The organism is Neobacillus jeddahensis, from assembly GCF_000612625.1.
In the GTDB taxonomy this organism is placed as follows: Bacteria; Bacillota; Bacilli; order Bacillales; family Cytobacillaceae; genus Neobacillus; species Neobacillus jeddahensis.
This window is the reverse complement of the sequence record NZ_CCAS010000014.1, coordinates 36,878-54,842: the sequence shown is the minus strand read 5'-3', so window position 1 is coordinate 54,842 and position 17,965 is coordinate 36,878. Positions and strand designations below refer to the sequence as shown.

General features: G+C 38.3%; 14 protein-coding genes and 1 riboswitch. Of the genes, 9 read left to right on the top strand and 5 right to left on the bottom strand.

Features of this window, described 5'->3' with window-relative positions:
- Window positions 1–14 precede the first annotated feature (14 nt).
- The 5 genes from TY15_RS08885 to TY15_RS08865 all read right to left on the bottom strand — a co-directional run bounded on the left by TY15_RS08885 (window position 15) and on the right by TY15_RS08865 (window position 8,319).
- Entirely contained in the window at window positions 15–428 is a 414-nt protein-coding gene (locus TY15_RS08885; RefSeq protein ID WP_040203817.1) for a MarR family winged helix-turn-helix transcriptional regulator, read from the bottom strand.
- A gap of 185 nt (window positions 429–613) precedes the next feature.
- Window positions 614–4,063: a methionine synthase gene (gene metH, locus TY15_RS08880; protein ID WP_040203816.1), complete on the bottom strand. Its 3,450-nt coding sequence runs from the start codon at window positions 4,061–4,063 to the stop codon at window positions 614–616.
- 103 nt (window positions 4,064–4,166) lie between these two features.
- Window positions 4,167–6,017, bottom strand: a complete 1,851-nt coding sequence (locus TY15_RS08875; protein ID WP_040203813.1) for a bifunctional homocysteine S-methyltransferase/methylenetetrahydrofolate reductase — start codon at window positions 6,015–6,017, stop codon at window positions 4,167–4,169.
- Complete coding sequence (gene metC / locus TY15_RS08870; RefSeq protein ID WP_040203812.1) at window positions 6,014–7,207, bottom strand: cystathionine beta-lyase; 1,194 nt, start codon at window positions 7,205–7,207, stop codon at window positions 6,014–6,016. The genes TY15_RS08875 and metC overlap by 4 nt, the downstream gene beginning before the upstream one ends.
- Window positions 7,207–8,319 (bottom strand): methionine biosynthesis PLP-dependent protein, encoded by a 1,113-nt coding sequence (locus TY15_RS08865; protein WP_040203810.1) that lies wholly within the window; start codon window positions 8,317–8,319, stop codon window positions 7,207–7,209. The genes metC and TY15_RS08865 overlap by 1 nt, the downstream gene beginning before the upstream one ends.
- 129 nt (window positions 8,320–8,448) lie before the next feature.
- Window positions 8,449–8,564, bottom strand: a riboswitch (SAM riboswitch).
- 541 nt (window positions 8,565–9,105) lie between these two features.
- Between TY15_RS08865 and TY15_RS08860 the strand changes: the two genes are divergently transcribed.
- The 9 genes from TY15_RS08860 (at window position 9,106) to TY15_RS08820 (ending at window position 17,959) form a co-directional block, all read left to right on the top strand.
- Window positions 9,106–10,932, top strand: a complete 1,827-nt coding sequence (locus tag TY15_RS08860) for a polysaccharide biosynthesis protein (protein WP_040203809.1) — start codon at window positions 9,106–9,108, stop codon at window positions 10,930–10,932.
- A 28-nt stretch (window positions 10,933–10,960) separates the two neighbouring features.
- Window positions 10,961–11,575: a sugar transferase gene (locus TY15_RS08855; RefSeq protein ID WP_040203807.1), complete on the top strand. Its 615-nt coding sequence runs from the start codon at window positions 10,961–10,963 to the stop codon at window positions 11,573–11,575.
- A 139-nt stretch (window positions 11,576–11,714) separates the two neighbouring features.
- The gene (locus TY15_RS08850; RefSeq protein ID WP_042374343.1) at window positions 11,715–12,827 is read left to right on the top strand and encodes a DegT/DnrJ/EryC1/StrS family aminotransferase; all 1,113 of its coding nucleotides are present in this window, start codon (window positions 11,715–11,717) and stop codon (window positions 12,825–12,827) included.
- 70 nt (window positions 12,828–12,897) lie between these two features.
- A complete protein-coding gene (locus tag TY15_RS08845) occupies window positions 12,898–13,269 on the top strand; it encodes an XRE family transcriptional regulator (protein ID WP_040203803.1) in 372 nt (123 codons plus the stop codon).
- The gene (locus TY15_RS08840) at window positions 13,244–13,978 is read left to right on the top strand and encodes a YveK family protein (protein ID WP_040203802.1); all 735 of its coding nucleotides are present in this window, start codon (window positions 13,244–13,246) and stop codon (window positions 13,976–13,978) included. The genes TY15_RS08845 and TY15_RS08840 overlap by 26 nt, the downstream gene beginning before the upstream one ends.
- The gene (locus tag TY15_RS08835) at window positions 13,965–14,654 is read left to right on the top strand and encodes a CpsD/CapB family tyrosine-protein kinase (RefSeq protein WP_040203835.1); all 690 of its coding nucleotides are present in this window, start codon (window positions 13,965–13,967) and stop codon (window positions 14,652–14,654) included. The genes TY15_RS08840 and TY15_RS08835 overlap by 14 nt, the downstream gene beginning before the upstream one ends.
- A 68-nt stretch (window positions 14,655–14,722) precedes the next feature.
- Window positions 14,723–15,487 carry a tyrosine-protein phosphatase gene (locus tag TY15_RS08830; RefSeq protein WP_040203800.1) on the top strand — a complete coding sequence of 255 codons (765 nt, stop codon included), beginning with the start codon at window positions 14,723–14,725 and terminating at the stop codon, window positions 15,485–15,487.
- Between the two features lie 62 nt (window positions 15,488–15,549).
- Complete coding sequence (locus TY15_RS08825) at window positions 15,550–16,839, top strand: O-antigen ligase family protein (protein ID WP_040203798.1); 1,290 nt, start codon at window positions 15,550–15,552, stop codon at window positions 16,837–16,839.
- Window positions 16,832–17,959 (top strand): protein kinase family protein, encoded by a 1,128-nt coding sequence (locus TY15_RS08820; protein ID WP_040203796.1) that lies wholly within the window; start codon window positions 16,832–16,834, stop codon window positions 17,957–17,959. The genes TY15_RS08825 and TY15_RS08820 overlap by 8 nt, the downstream gene beginning before the upstream one ends.
- Window positions 17,960–17,965 lie beyond the last annotated feature (6 nt).

Below are 17,965 nucleotides of genomic sequence, written 5' to 3'. Positions count from 1 at the left end.
GTCATGCACCCCTATTATAGAATTTGCTGTAACCAGCTTTTTTGCAGTTTCAAAAGTTCTTCCTGAGATCCTACTGGGAAGTCTTTTAGTAATTCTTGATTGATCTTGTTCACAATATTCTCCCATTGTGGATATTCCATCAGGGCATGATCGGTTAATTGAACGTGCTTTTCCCGTTTGTCCTTACCGGCAACCTGTTTGACAAAACCTTGTTTAACGAGTCTTTGAATAGTACGTGTCATGGGCGGGGCTTCAACGAAAAGGTAATCACATAGTTCCTTTTGAGTAAGTGATCCTTTATTTTTGAGAACGAAAATGACAGCCCACTGGGCACTATATAATCCAACTGGTTTCAGAGCTTCATTTAGTTTGTTGGTGAGATGGCGTGATAGCTGATGAAGAGAATGGAATAATTCGTGGCTTATCATATGATACTCCTATATTGGAAAATTAGTTACCTAGGTAATTATAATACTATATTTGCCTATTGTCAAAAAGAGCGGCTGGCTAAAAGACATTGTCCAAAGTTAGAAAAAGGCTAAAGGTATACAGAATTCTCTCAGTCATAACCAAAAAAATCCCGCGAACCAAAACCTCAGTTCACGGGAACACATTAACGCAACACATTAAAATACCTTGCTTCGGGGTGGGCGAAAACCATCGCAGAGACAGAAGCTTCCGGCTCCATCATACAACCCTCTGTGAGTTGAATCCCGATTTCCTCTGGTTGGATTAAGGTAAACAGTTTTTTCTGATCCTCTAAATCCGGGCAGGCGGGGTAACCAAAAGAGAAACGTTGTCCTTGATAATGCGCAGCAAAACGATCTTGCATCGAAAAATCGAGGGGATCAGGGAACCCCCAGCGGTCGCGCATTTGACGGTGAATCAATTCGGCAAAGCCTTCAGCGGTTTCAAGTGCAAGGGCTTGGAGCGCATGACTCTCAAGAAACCGGCCCTCCTGCTTAAATTGCTCTGCCTGTTCACGGATCCCTTTTCCAGCGGTGACTGTAAAAAATCCAACATAGTCCATTTCACCGCTATGAACAGATTTTAAGAAATCGGCTAAACAGAGATAGGGAGCTGATTCTTGACGCGGGAAATCAAACGTTTCAATGATCCGGTCAGGTTTTTCTGGATCATAGATGATCACTTTATTGCCATCTGCTTGCGCAGGGAAAAATTGATATGCAGCATTTGGCGTAATCCAGCTTTCACGCTTGGCATCCGCCAATAATTGGTCGACTACTTCTTTTACTTTTAGGGCTTTTTCATCCTTCTCTACAAGTAGCTTTGCGATTTTCCCCTTCACGCCAAGATGATGTCCAATCAGCATTTGCATATTGATATAGGGTTCAATATGGGATAGAGAATATGTTTTGATGATATGACGCTTCGTATCCATCGGTGTAAACACAGGAGCCTGTGTTGAAACGGATGGTTTCGGTTTTACGGCAACTGATCCCGCTCTGACCCGTTCAAACTCTCTCGGTACCTCCAACGCTGCAATCTTTTCCTGTTTCTCTTCTATAAGCTTTTGGTGCTCCTCAGGGGATTGCAGCTGATTGGCAAGCGATAATCCTGTCATGGCATCCTTTGCGTACAAAACGAGCCCCTCATATTCTTTCGCAATTTTCGTATCCGTAAATTTCCGAGACAGGGCAGCACCTCCCACTAAGATGGGCAGAGAGATTCCTGCCTCTTTCATGTCCTGAGCAGTTAAGACCATTTGTTGGGCTGATTTCACCAGCAAGCCTGATAAACCGACCATATCTGGGTTTGCCTCTCGGATGGCTTGGACTAAGTCAGTGGGGCTAACTTTTATTCCTAAATCAATCACATCGTATCCATTATTACTAAGGATAATGTCGACCAGGTTTTTCCCGATGTCGTGTACATCTCCTTTGACAGTGGCTAAAATCACTTTTCCTTTTGTGGAGGAAACATTTCCTTTTTCCATATGGGGTTCCAAATGGGATACAGCCGCTTTCATTACTTCTGCACTTTGGAGTACCTCAGCGACAATTAATTGATTATCATTGAAGAGGCGCCCAACTTCTTTCATCCCGTCCATTAAGGGACCATTAATAATGTCAAGTGGAGCAGGATAGGTCGCAAGGGCTATATCTAAATCGGCCAATAACCCTTCTTTCGTACCTTCAACAACATAATAGGCGAGACGTTCTTCTAAACTCATATTGGGAACAGTAGTTTTCGGCTCCTTCTTTTTCCCACGATAAAATTCAGTAAAGGTCGCTAACGTTTCATCCGTCGTATTGAATAACAATGATTCCGCTAACTGAACTTCTTCCTTGGAGATCGAAGCAAATCGTTCCAGCTTTTCTGTGTTCACAATTGCATAATCTAACCCCGCTTGGGTGCAATGGTAAAGGAAGACAGAATTTAATATTTCTCTTCCAACTGGTGGCAGCCCGAAGGAAACATTACTAATCCCGAGAATTGTTTGGACTGCTGGAAGCTGTTCCTTAATCATCTTAATGCCTTCTACCGTCGCTTTTGCTGATCCGATATATTGCTCATCACCCGTTCCGACTGGGAAAACAAGCGGGTCAAAGATGAGGTCTTGTGGATGGAGCCCATATTTATTTACTAATAAATTGTAAGATTTTTTAGCAATTTCAAGTTTGCGTTCGGCTGTAACGCCCATACCTACTTCATCAATAGTCCCTACAACGACCGCTGCGCCGTAGCGGTGGATTAACGGGACAATCGCTTCAAAGCGTTCCTCGCCATCCTCTAGGTTAATGGAATTGATAATCGCTTTTCCCTGCGAATATTTAAGGGCTCTTTCAATGACTTTTTCATCAGTTGAATCAATGACAAGGGGAACTTTAACTTTCTTAACCACTTCTTGGATAAACTGCTCCATGTCGGCTAGCTCGTCACGGTCGGGGTCTGCCAAGCAAATATCAATGACATGGGCCCCGCCTTTTACCTGGGCACGAGCAACTTCCGAAGCTTCTTCAAATTTCCCTTCCGTAATTAACCGCTTGAATTTACGTGAACCAATGACATTGGTCCGTTCACCGACCATAATTGGTCTTAACGTTGGATCATCGTAAATGAATGGCTCAATCCCTGAAACCATGTGTGTTGACGATGCTTGAAATGCACGTGGTTGATATTGTTTCATTGCGTCAGATATGGCTTTTATATGTTCAGGAGTCGTACCACAGCAGCCGCCGACAATATTTAGCCAGCCATGCGCCGCAAAATCAGCCAGCTTTTTTGCGAGTGTTTCTGGTGTTTCATGATAATGGCCTTCCTCATCAGGTAAACCAGCATTCGGGTAACAGCTAACGGCAGTCGTTGCTAAATTGGCTAATGAGCGGACATGATCCTGCATGAATTCTGGGCCAGTTGCGCAATTTAACCCAACTGCAACAGGTTTCATATGCTCGACAGAAATAAAGAAAGACTCAATCGATTGTCCAGCTAGTGTTGTTCCCATCGGTTCAATCGTTCCTGATATAAATAGAGGCAGTGTTTTACCCGTCTTTTTAAAAGCACTTTGAATTCCGACAAATCCTGCTTTCACATTTAGCATATCTTGACTCGTTTCAAGCAGTAACAGATCAACGCCACCGTCAATCAAGCCAATCGCTTGTTCTTCATAGGCGGCAGAAAGGGCATCAAAGGTTGTTCCGCCTGTAACGCTTAAGGTTTTTGTGGTCGGTCCCATGGAGCCGGCTACATAGCGAGGCCATTCATCTGTTGACGCTTTGTATGCTTCTTTAACGGCAAGTAACGCGGCTATTTTATTTATTTCGTAGGCTTTAAACCCAAGCTCATACTCGTCAAGAACAAGGCTCGTCGCCCCGAATGTATTGGTTTCAATGATGTCTGCTCCTGCCTCTAAGTATTCACGGTGAATGGTAGAAATAACCGTTGGAGCGGTCAAATTCAGGTGTTCGTTGCAGCCATCATATAGGTCACCGCCAAAATCGGCTGCGGTAAGATCGGCACGTTGTAGCATCGTTCCCATGGCGCCATCCATGACAAGGATGCGTTGTTTTAGTTGTTCTGTAAATGGTGTTTTCGGCATAGCTGCTCCCCCTCATCTCATTAAGGTAAAAAGTGAACTTCGACTTTGAAAAGGGAGAACAGGGTCAAAGTGTCTCCACTATTCCTTTATACTTGTCGAAAATTCATCTCCCTTTATTGAGTACTTCACTTTTCTCACTGGCACGCCGTCTAGCATATTGGGCAAGCTCAGCGGTTAGTTCATATCGTAAAAATGGAGTAATTAAATAAATACCATTGAATAAATCTAATGCCGTATCGATTAATGATTTTGTAATCTCAATGCCTAATCTTGTCGCCTGAAGCGGGTCGTCATGCAGGTTAGCCATTTGTTCACGAATGGAATCGGCTATTTTGATGCCGGGTACTTCATTATGAAGAAACTCAGCATTCTTACTGCTAATGAGCGGCATTAAGCCGATATAAATTGGTGCGTCCAAGTGTTTTGTCTGTTCATAGACATCTATTAACTTTTCCTCTGAAAATACAGGCTGGGTAATAAAGTAATCTGCACCGAATTGTATTTTTTTCTCCAAACGCTTTACTGCCTTTTCAAGTGAACGTACATTAGGATTGAAGGCTGCGGCGACACTAAAGGCTGTTTTTTGTCCTAAATCTTTTCCGGAGAAAGACAGGCCCTCGTTTAATTGCTTGATCATTTGAATCAGTTCAAATGACGACACATCATAAACAGAGGAGGCCCCAGGGAAATCGCCAACTCGAGCAGGATCTCCCGTAATCGCTAAGACATCGTGCATTCCAAGAGTGTGCAAGCCCATCAAGTGCGATTGCAGCCCGATAATATTACGATCGCGGCAAGCAATATGAATGAGCGGCCGCATTCTTAATTCACTTTTAAGGAGATAGCCTAGAGATTCATTGGAGATCCGAACCGTGGCCAAGGAGTTATCCGCAAGCGTGATCGAATCAATTCCAGCTTCTTTAAGTGCCTTAGCCCCTTCAAAAAATTTAGTGGTATCCAGCTTTCTAGGTGGATCCAATTCGACAATGACTGAGGGTCTTACTTTCACGATATCCTGCAGGGGAGTGTATTCCCTTTTCGGAGGTGATTCGACAATCATTGTCTTTTGTCTCAATTTTACAACTTTTTCTGTGACAGGGATACTATTCTTTAATTCAGAGGCAAAGGCGCGAATGTGGTCTGGTGTCGTACCGCAGCAACCACCAAGTAAGCGCACTCCTTCACTTCTAAAGCTTTGTGCTGATTTTTGAAAATAATCGGCATCGCCTTCATAATGAAACTTTCCGTCCGTATAAGTAGGAAGACTGGCGTTTGGATAAGCGGATAGGAAAGAATGCTTCGGAATTTCGATTTGTTCCAATGCCAGTAACATATGGTGCGGGCCTAATCTGCAATTGAGACCGACGATATCAGCACCTAGTCCTTCCAGTCTTTTTAAAGCGTCATTAACAGGTGTGCGGTCCTGCAAAAATCCGGGTTCCTGAAGGGAAACCTGAGCAATAATTGGCAACTTCGTTTCCTTCCGTGCAATCGTTAACACGGTTTCGAGCTCTTCAAGGTCATAAAAGGTTTCAAGTACTATTCCCTCAACACCTTCGAGGAGCAAACAATATAGTTGCTCACGGAAGCTTCGTTTGATTTCTTCTATTGTAATGGAACTCGTTTTAATCCCGCGATTGCCCCCAATGGTTCCGAGTACAAAAGCGTTAGATTGTGCGGCCTTCTTTGCATTACGGACAGCAGCACTGTTGATCTCCTTTACCGAGTCTTCTAATCCATATCTCTGCAGCTTTAAATAGTTAGCCGCATACGTATGAGTTTGAATGACATCCGCACCAGCGTCAATATAGGCACGATGGATATTTTGGATTTGCTCAGGCTGAGATAAATTGAGTTCCTCAGAACACGAATCTACTCCAAACGAATAAAGCAGAGTGCCGATTGCCCCATCAGCTATTAAAATTTGGCTTTGTAATTTTTCTAATAGGCTCATGATGATTCCCCTTGATGTAAGACCAAATGTTTCGCACGAACTTGTTCAAGTGCTTGCGAAAAATCTTTTATCAAGTCTTCTGGATTTTCCAGTCCAACCGATAAGCGCACTAGTCCGTCGGTAATTCCACGCTGTTCCCGATCTTCTTGAGACATGGCTGCGTGTGACATTTTTGCCGGATAAGAAAGGATCGATTCGACTGCACCTAAACTAACTGCAAATACAGGGATCTTTACATGACCAACAAAGGTGCGAAGGACATCTTCATTCGCTAATTCAAACGATAAAACAGCGCCTGGTCCCTCGGCTTGTACCTTCTGGAGTTGATGTTGTGGGTGGCTTTCGAGCCCTGGATAATGGACCTTTTTCACAAGCGGGTGTGCGTCTAAAAATTCGGCTAGTTTTATCGCTGATTTTTGCGATTGTTCGAGACGAACATGCAGCGTCTTGATTCCTCGTAATACAAGCCATGCATCTTGAACACCTAAGATCGCACCAAAGCCATTTTGTAAAAAGCCTAAGCGTTTAGCTAAGTCCTCGTCTTTAACAACGGCAAGACCTGCGACGACATCACTATGACCTGCCAAAAATTTCGTTGCACTATGCAGGACAACGTCAGCGCCTAAGGCAAGCGGTTTTTGATAAGAAGGAGTGAGAAACGTGTTATCAACAAATGTTAACGCATTGCTTTCTTTAGCAATTTGGCTTATTGCTCTTATATCCGTTACTTTCATTAATGGGTTTGATGGTGTTTCCACATAAAAGGCTTTAGTATTTGGTTGAATTGCTTGCTTTACTTCATCTAAATTGGTCATATCGACAAAGGTATGCGCAATCCCAAGTCTTGAAAGAACTTGAGTCACCATTCGGAAGGTGCCGCCATAAACATCCTCGGTAATCACCATATGGTCACCAGAGGAGAGGAGGAGGAAGGCTGTGGAAATAGCAGCCATTCCTGATGCAAAGGCAAAACCTTTTATTCCGCCCTCAAGCTCGGCAATGACATCTTCAAGTGCTTCACGAGTCGGATTTAAGCTGCGGCCATAATCGTACTTGCCAAACTGATCAAAATCTGCTTGATGGAAGGTAGATGCATGCTGAATAGGTACACTGACTGCTCCTGTTACCGGATCAATTTTGTGCTGGTTGTGAAGTAGTCTGGTTTCAAAGCTGTATTCTTCGTGTGCCATTATGCAATCACTCCTTCTTGTACTCTTGCAAAAGCATGTTGCAAGTCTTCAATAATATCTTGAGAATCTTCAATTCCAACAGAGAAACGTAATAAACGATTGCAAACCCCAGCTTGAATGCGGATTTCTTCTGGGATATCAGCATGTGTTTGTGTTGCTGGATAAGTAATGAAGCTTTCCGTTCCACCTAAGCTTTCTGCAAAACTGATTAACTGTAAGTTTTGTAAAAATGGATTGACCCATGCTTCGTCTTTGATTCTAAAGGAAACCATTCCACCGCGTCCTGGGTAAAGGACATCCGTTATGGCATCATGATGAGAAAGGAATTCTACAATCGCCTGTGCATTTTTTTCATGGCGTTCCATTCTTAGAGACAATGTTTTCATTCCGCGCATTAATAGCCATGAATCTAATGGACTCAAGACGGCTCCTGCCCCATTATGATGGAAGGCCAACGCCTCACAAAGCTCTTTACCTTTTGCCACAACAAGGCCGGCAAGAACATCATTATGACCTCCAAGGTATTTCGTCGCACTGTGGATGACGATATCGGCACCAAAGGTGATGGGCTGTTGAATAAGAGGTGTATAGAAGGTGTTATCCACAATCAGCAATAGACCATGTTGTTTGGCAATCTTGGAAACAGCCGCAATATCTGATTCCTGCATAAGCGGATTGGTTGGTGTTTCTAGGAAAATAGCTTTTGTTTGCGGGGTGATTTTCTTTTCAATTTCTTCCGGACAACAGGTATTGACGTATCGAGTGTTTAAGCCCCATTTTTTATAGCCTTTTTCTAAGAGGCGGTAGGTACCGCCATATAAATCCTCACTCACGATCCATTCGTCACCTGATTCAAATAAAGCAAGAATAAGTTGAATGGCTGCCATACCTGAGCTGCAGGCAAATCCCTGATCGGCACTCTCTAAATCTGCGATTGTTTTTTCTAGAAGCTGTCGTGTTGGATTTCCTGTTCGGGTATAGTCAAACCCAGTTGATTGCCCGATACCTTCGTGACGGAAGGCCGTTGAGAAGTATACAGGCGGATTTACAGTTCCAGTTGTTGTTTCACTACGGTTACCAATTTGAGCTAGTTTCGTATCGATTTTATACATAAGACACACTCCTTAAAATATATGAATAGTTAGAATTTGTTTAATGCGATAGGGTGTTAAAGTTCCCTGATATTAAAAAAAGTCTTCTATAAGAAGAAGACTTTTGTAAGGACGACCAAAGTGTCATTCTTCTTATCTTGCAAATGAGCAAATCATTTGCAGGACTTAGCACCTTTTCAATGAAGAATCCATTGAAGGTTGCTGAGGCGTCGCAGGGCCATTCCCTCAACCTCTCTTGATAAGAAATCAATTATTTAGATTATTTATAAAATTTACTACAACTAGGGAACGATGTCAAATTATTTTTCATTTAACACCGATAAAAGTCTTTAAGGAATGACTATTATAAAATTTTTAAATCAATTAAATCCTCTTGACTTGTTCTTTATATAGAATTATTATTTAGATATCCACTGATAATTAACTTTATATGTTCTTTAATGTGAACAAATGAAGACTTCTAAAATATGTGCAACCAAAAAAGTAGATTATTTTTACAAGCCAATAAGTGATTATTGGTAATATTTTTTTTAATATGTTCTTTATTGAGTATATAATATTCGTTATATAATAACTAAAGGTGATGTCTCCTTGCCGGTATCAATGGAGGCACTCGGCCATGCTGTGGGTGAAATGAACCTTAGACACTAGTTGTCAAGAGTGTGACGTGAGGAGGGGTTCGATGCCTCAATAATTGATATTAAAAGCATTAAATTAAAACAATTAATATGAATATTGTAATTAAGACTTTTCATAAGGTAAGGCTGAAAATAAAGGGGAGAGAAAATGACTTATAGACAAAGATTATCTGTATTTTTTCTTATAGATTCTTTTATTGTTCTAACAGCTATTTTTATAAGTAGGTTCTTGGTGAATGCTACAATTTATGTCATTTCTATTCCAATTATTGTTACCGCTTTAACAATCCTGGTTAGCCATCATTTATTCTCTATATACTGGAAACTTTATAAAAAAGTCTGGGTTTATGCAAGTACAGGAGAATTGATTATTATCTTTAAGATTGTTAGTTCTTCTATTATAATGGCTTCCATTTTTCAGAAAATTTTTCTTGATGAAATATATTTTAGATTACTAGTTGTAACTTGGTTTTTACATATGTTTCTACTAGGAGGTTCACGCTTTTGGGGGAGAATGTATAGAGATTCCCTCCATACAAATAGTCATAATAAAAAAAGGACACTGATTGTCGGTGCAGGTGCAGCAGGAACGATGGTTGCCAGACAGCTATTAAAAAATTCCGATACTGATCTTTGCCCAGTTGGATTTATTGATGATGATAAAAGTAAACAAAAATTGGATATATTAGGAATTCCGGTGTTGGGCGGAATTAGTTCCATTGGGGGAATTGTCCCAAAGATGCAGATTGATAATATCGTCATTGCCATTCCTTCATTAAGCAAAAAGAATCTGCAAGTCATATTTCAAGAGTGCTTAAAAACACCAGCAAAAACTCAAATACTGCCAATGCTTGAAGATTTAGTTACCGGGAAAATTTTTGTTAGTCAATTTCGAGATGTTCAGGTGGAGGATTTATTAGGAAGAGATCCTATAGAGTTAGACATAGTAGCCATTTCAAAAAATCTTAAAGGTAAAATTGTATTGGTAACAGGGGCGGGTGGTTCGATTGGATCGGAAATTTGCAGACAAATTGCCCAGTTTAATCCCCAAAAAATTATTCTCTTAGGCCATGGTGAAAACAGTATCTACTCCATCGAAATGGAATTAAAAGAAATGTATAAAAATGCGTCTATTGAATTCATAACAGAAATTGCAGATGTTCAGGATGCAAGAAAAATGGATCATGTTATGCGTAAACACTTTCCAGATGTTGTCTATCATGCAGCGGCACATAAGCATGTCCCCCTCATGGAGCGTAATCCGGAGGAAGCTATTAAGAATAATTTGATCGGAACGATGAATGTGGCGAATGCTGCTAGTGGTAACGGTGTCAAGAATTTTGTCATGATTTCTACTGATAAGGCGGTTAATCCTACTAGTGTAATGGGATCAACTAAAAGACTAGCAGAAATGATCATTCAGTCAATGAATAACCAAAGCAAGACAAAGTTTGTTGCGGTTCGATTTGGGAATGTACTAGGAAGCAGAGGCAGTGTGATTCCGTTATTTAAGAAGCAAATCAAACAAGGTGGTCCAGTTACTGTTACCCATCCAGATATGGTTCGTTATTTTATGACCATTCCAGAGGCATCGAGACTCGTTATTCAGGCTGGTGCCCTTGCAAAGGGTGGAGAAATATTTGTTCTTGATATGGGTGAACCGGTAAAAATTGTGGATCTTGCCAAAAATCTAATTCTTCTGTCCGGAAATTCTATAGAGGATATTGAGATACATTTTACAGGCATAAGACCGGGGGAGAAGCTTTTTGAAGAATTATTAAAAGAAAATGAAATTCATGAAAGTCAAATCTATCAAAAGATTTATATCGGAAAAACTTCTGAACTATTAATGGAGGAAATTCACTATTTGCTCGAAAACTATGAAGGTATGGAAAAAGAAGAATTGAGAGAAACACTTTTACTGTTAGCGAATAAAAATGTGTCAACAAAAATTTATATGCCAATCTCAATATAGATTAATAGAAATCGTGTGGAGGGGAAACATGAAACGATTAATGGATATAGTAGTTTCATTGTTTATAATACTCATTTTTGCACCGATTATTTTATTCATTTGGATCTCAGTTAGGTTTAAACTAGGTTCTCCCGTTCTTTTTAAACAGCAACGGCCAGGATTATATGGGATCCCTTTTTTATTATACAAATTCCGAACGATGAATGATTCCAAGGACGATAATGGCAATTGGCTACCTGATGAAGAACGAATAACAGCATTTGGGTTATTTCTTAGAAAGTTTAGTTTAGACGAGCTCCCACAGTTGATTAATGTATTAAAGGGGGACCTTAGTTTAGTGGGACCTAGACCATTATTAATGGAGTACCTTCCACTATATTCGAAGGAGCAGGCAAAAAGGCACTTAGTCAAACCAGGAATTACAGGGTGGGCCCAGGTAAATGGAAGAAATGCAATATCCTGGGAAGAAAAATTTCAAATGGATGTTTGGTATGTGACTCACCATTCAATATTACTTGATATTAGAATTTTATATTTAACTATAAAAAAGGTTGTTCGCTCCGAGGGTATTAGCCAAGCCAATCATGTAACAATGACTCGTTTTACAGGGACTGAAATTCAAGGGAGAAAAGGCAATGGCTAAAACTACGACTTATGTATAGGTTGATAAGAAGGTAGTTAGATAACTATTAAGAAATCATTTTTAACTATAAAAAGAAATTGAGGTGAATGTATTGTTGAAAGTTGCTACGGATAAGAGAATTTTTCTGTCACCACCACATATGAGCGGAAATGAGATGGAATTCATCCAAGAGGCATTTGATTCAAATTGGATTGCACCATTAGGACCAAATGTAGAGGCATTTGAAAGGGAAGTAGCAAATTATGTAGGTGTCAAAGGGGCAGTTGCTGTCAGTTCTGGAACTTCCGCCATACATTTGGCCCTTTGTTTATTAGATGTCCAAAGAGGCGATACTGTTTTTTGTTCTAGTCTGACTTTTGTTGCCAGTGCAAGTCCGATTCTTTATCAAGGTGCAGAACCAGTTTTCATTGACTCTGAACCCGATACCTGGAATATGTCACCAACAGCATTAGAAGAAGCATTAATAGATGCAGCTACTATTTCTAAACTTCCCAAAGCAGTGATCATCGTTAATCTTTATGGGCAGCCTGCCAAAATGGATGAACTGGTTACCATTTGTAACACATTTCAGGTTCCAATTATTGAAGATTCTGCAGAATCTCTAGGTTCTCTATATAAGGGAAAAGTAAGTGGATCTTTTGGGGAATTTGGGATTTTTTCATTTAATGGGAATAAAATCATTACAACTTCTGGTGGAGGGATGCTTGTATCTAACAATACAGAGGCATTAAAAAAAGCTCATTTCTTAGCTGCTCAATCAAAAGACGCTGCACGTTATTATCAGCATAGCCAAATAGGGTACAACTATAGATTGAGCAATATTTTAGCAGGATTAGGCAGGAGCCAGCTGTCTGTTTTGGAAGAGAGAATAAAGGCAAGAAGAAGTATATTTGAAATCTATCATCAAGAATTATCCCACTTACCTGCTGTATCTTTTATGCCAGAGTTAAATAATACCTTATCAAATCGTTGGCTTACGGCATTAACAATTAATAATGAAGAAACTGACATGTCTGTCACAGAATTGCTAACAGCTTTAGAGTCGGAAAATATTGAAGCAAGACATGTATGGAAACCACTTCATTTGCAGCCACTATATATTAATTGTAAGTACTATTCACATAAGACATTTAATGTATCGGAACAGCTTTTTCAGTCGGGAATCTGTTTACCTTCGGGTTCAAATTTGACACTACAAGACCAAATGAGAGTGATTGAATGTATTAAAACATCTCTTAGGAAAATACCATAATAACTTTATTGTATTTAATTTAAGGGAGGATTAGGTTTTTCAGATAATTAAAATGTAAAGAGGTAGACAAATGTTAGGTGAAAATATAGCTAAAATACGTAAACAAAGGGGCTACTCTTTAACAGAGTTAGCTGATCTAACCAATATATCAAAATCATACTTAAGCAATATGGAGCGTAATCTTAACAAAAACCCTTCACTTCAGATTATGTCGAAAATTGCCACTGTATTAGATGTAGATTTAATTACCTTATTGAATTCTGGCAATCCTGATGTTTCACATGTGTATCTTGAAAAGGAATGGGTGGACTTTGTACGAGAATTAAAAGAATCAGGACTAGAAGTGGACCAAATTCGTCAATATAAAACACTGATTGAATTTATCAAATGGACAAATGAACAAACGGGAGGACATTATGGACAAAGCAATCAGTCTAGCTGATGTTTTTATAACTTTAAAGAAACGCTGGAAATTAATTTTCCTCATTACACTGGCTGTGACATTGATTAGTGGGGCCATTTCCTTTTTTGTTTTAAAACCTGTGTATCAAGCTTCAACACAAATACTGGTGAATCAAAAAAGCTCTGAAAATAGGTTGGACATAACCGCGTTACAAAGTAATGTGGATTTAATTAATACGTATAGTGTCATTATAAAGAGTCCCGTCATTTTAGAAAAAGTCATAAATAAACTTGACTTAAATCTTAGTGTGGAACAACTGAATAAAAATATTTCAGTAAGCAGCCAAGAAAATTCACAGGTCTTTTCATTGACAGTTGAGGATGGAAGTCATAGTAAAGCGGTAGAAATAGCAAATACCATTTCTACTATATTTCAAGAGGAAATTCAAAATATTATGAATGTAGATAATGTGAGTATTTTAGCAGTGGCCGAAATAAAAGAAAAACCTATTCCTATTAAACCTAATCCGAAGTTAAATATAACCATAGGTGTATTGGTTGGTTTGATGGCAGGACTTGGGCTTTCATTTGTATTAGAATTCTTAGACAACACTTTAAAGAAAGAAGAGGACATTGGAGAAATTCTTGGAATGCCGGTATTAGGTTCAATACCAAAAATGTCCAAATCTAACTCAAAAGGAAGAAAGCGTTCAAAAAAACAGAAATTTAGGAGTGATACGGTTGCCTAGAACATTAAAAAGTAAAAGAGCCGTAATTAATTTAATTGCTCATAATAATTCCAAGTCTCCAATAACTGAAAAATATCGCCTGATTCGAAACAATTTACAATTTTCTTCTATTGACAAAGATATTAAATCAATCGTTGTTACCTCTCCAGAACCTTCAGATGGGAAATCAACAACTTCAGCCAATTTAGCCATTGTCCTAGCACAACAAGGGAAAAAGGTGCTACTCGTGGATGCAGATCTTAGGAAACCCTCTGTACATTACGCGTTCAATCTTAGTAATACTGAGGGATTAACTAGTGTTCTTACTAAGAAAATAAGCCTAAAACAGGCGATCCAAATTACAAGTATTCCAAACTTAGCAATTTTAACCAGTGGTCAAATACCGCCAAACCCATACCAACTTCTAGATTCAGAGGCAATGCAAGTTCTGATAAAAGTACTTAATACAGGATTCGAATATGTAATTTATGATACACCGCCTATTCTTGCTGCCACAGATTCACAAATCATTGCTAACAAATGTGATGGAGTGATTTTGGTTGTGGCCAGTGGGAAAACTCGGAAGGAAGTTGCATTGAAATCAAAAGTAGTTTTAGAAAATGCTAATGCCCAATTATTGGGTGTAGTTGTTAATGGTGTAGATTCAAACAATGAAACTTATTATCAATACGGATAAAAGTGTGAAAATTAACTTTAGAGAAATTGAATTCGTTTCCTATACTAGACTTTTAAGGGGGCATGTTTATGATTGATTTGCATTGTCATATTTTACCCGGTATTGATGACGGACCCCCTAATTTTACAAATTGCGTAGCGATGGTAGAAAGGGCAGTAAATGAAAGGATTACCCATCTTTTTGCCACGCCCCATCATATGAATGGGTGGTATGAAAATTCAAAGGAAGACATCCTGCAAAGTGTAGCATTCCTCAATCGTTATATACAACAAGAGAAGATCCCACTATCCATTCATCCAGGTCAAGAAATAAGAATCCATCTGGAAATCTTTGATTCAATTGAGCGGGATGAAATACTAACTCTGGATAATAATGGGGAATATTTATTATTAGAATTGCCATCCGGGGAGGTTCCTGGATACACACAGGAAGTTGTCTATGAGCTTTTATTAAGGGGGATTACACCTATTATCGTTCATCCAGAGAGAAATAAAGGTTTTTTACGTGACCATGACTTATTGTTTGAGCTAGTACAGGAGGGTGCGTTAACTCAACTTACATCGGGAAGTATTATTGGACATTTTGGAAAAAAGGTAAAAACTTTTTCAGAAGAAATCATAAAACATCAGTTGGCACATTTCATCGCAACAGACGCTCATAATACGGAGCTTAGAAGCTTCACACTTAATGAAGCATATGAATCCATTGCGAAAAAGTTTGGGGTTGATTTTCGATATTACTTCCAAGAAAATGCTCAAATGCTGATAACGGGACAAAGCCCTCATATTGAACAGCCTATACCAATAAGGAAAAAAATCTTTAGGATTTTTTAATCAGTTAACATTGATTAGAGCAAGCAATTTGTCTTTATTGGTAAGAAAGGGGCCAGTGAATAGTGTTTGCCTCATTATATGAAATCGACAGTCATAAGAATATGAATAATAATCTTCTAATCACAATAGCCTTGTTATTCTTGGCACTTTTATTACATCAATCGCAAGTCATTTTTGGTGTCAATATTTCCTTTTCAGATTTATTTTGTCTGATTATTTTTGTCACTCTTGTCTATAGAAACCAATTGCTTATCCCACTTGCTCCATTGCTTTACTTTCTTATCGTTTCAATGGTGGTTTTGGTTACGGCTGTATTTTATATCCCTTTTCATTTTATGTATAACCCAGTGCCAACAAGACTTTTAAGTGAGTATATTAAACTAATGGCGATATTTATCTATTTTATTTTTGGATACAATTTATTAAAGGTTGGTTTAATGGAAAAAACAATTAAATGGTACTCCATTTTTGGAATGGTCATCGGTGGTTTAGGACTCCTTTGGACGGTTTTAAATATCCCCATTTTTTCCGACATATTATTTTTTGAACATACTAGATATAGAGGGCTAATGATTGATCCTAATTACTTTGCTGTTCTGCAGATTTCGGCAAATGTATATATAAGCAGGGCAAGCCATATTAAACCAAAATATAAGTTTATAGCCTTGTTTATAACAGCTTCAGCAGTGTTAATCTCAGGTTCAAAAACAGGAATTCTCACATTATTTTGTTATTTAGTCTTACGAGTTTCAGAATATGTGTTTACCAAAAATAAAAGAGCCCTTTCTGTGATCACTCAAATCTTTTTGGTTATCTTTTTAATCCTATTCATTCCACTAATGGTTAGTTTTCTACAGAACTTTGTTACTGTATTAAGCTCTAGCATACCTGCATTTGCTAGAGTCCAAGTATTATTTACTGATTTTAGCAGTGCCTTTTCTGAAAATGGTTCTGGAAGAAATATCACTTGGAAAGTTGCTTGGAGTCTAATACAGCTATCTCCGATTATAGGTATTGGAATTGGAACCTATTCCAATATTGCAATTGAACTGTTTAATCAAAGTGATATTTCTCATAATACATTTTTACAGGTATCGACGGAGTGGGGCTTACCGCTAGCAGTACTCTTATTCTCTTATGTATTTTTTATCCTCGGGAAAGCAACCAATTCCCGTCTATTTAATGCAGAAGTTAATTTTATTTTAAGGGATATTATTATTGTTCTCTTACTTGGCTCTATGGCTATTTCATTAAATAATGCCCGAATCCTTTGGCTGGTATTGGGAGGACTAATGGCTTCATTAGATAGGAATGAAAATCTTAAAAAATATAAGAGGGAACAAAATGTTTAATAAAATATTTGAGTATATTAAACGGAAAAGACAGATAAAGAGAAGCTTTCATAGACACACGCAATATATGTGTGCAGGTATCTATGAATATGATGATTCTATTAAATATATTTGGAGAAATGACCCGTACACAAAACAAAGAGCCGATCAAATTTTTCAAAATAACTATCATCAATTGTCCATTAAAACGCTTGTCTTTATTTTAAGGAAAACACTCTTTAGAAATAAATTTATTGTTCCTTATATGGGTCTATATAAAAATGGATTTTGTGGTACGGTCTATCGGCCGGTTAGAAGCACACAAGGATATAGTGATAGTAAAATATTTGATCTATTCAGCAATCAAGTATTGTCCGTTTTTTATGAAGAGAAACATTTCTTAACCGTTCTTGAGCAATATGAAAATTTTAATAATTATTTTCCAATGCCGGCTATTTTATGTGTCGATTACGAAAAAAAAATGATCATTGAAGAGTTGGTCCAATTCAAACAGAATCATTCGTGGCAAGAAGATGATTATTTATATCTGATGTTTGATATTTTCAACCGATATATCGATTACTTTGAACAGTGTATTGAAAAACGGATTTCTTCTTTTATTACAGCTGAGGATTTATTAATAACGACTGGAAGTGCAAATGAGACTCAAGATATTTTTAATAAAATATCACCCCAAATAATTGGTGCTAAGTTTCCCTATTTACCATTGCATGGAGATCTTTGGACAGCCAATACCTTACTAGCTAAAGGAGAGGAATCCAATATCTATTACATAGACTGGGAATATTCAATGGAATATATTTTTTTCTATGATTTTTTCCATTTAATGTGGCTGGAGGTATATGTAAATAATAATTACCTTTATATCGATAAGTATGTTAAAGGGGATTTTGATTTATATTTTAAGAGAATATTTTCTCAATTTAATTTGAAGTTTCAAGATGAATTTCGGTTAGATTACTTTTATATTTATTTTCTTAACTTTTTTAAGGAACGATTAGCACATTTGGATCGAATCGATCAAATGGATTATTTAAGTAAATATAAAATATTACTGGGAAAAGTCCAATGTGTCCCACAGGTTATAGCGAATAAACAGTATATCAATATGGATATGTAGGCGATA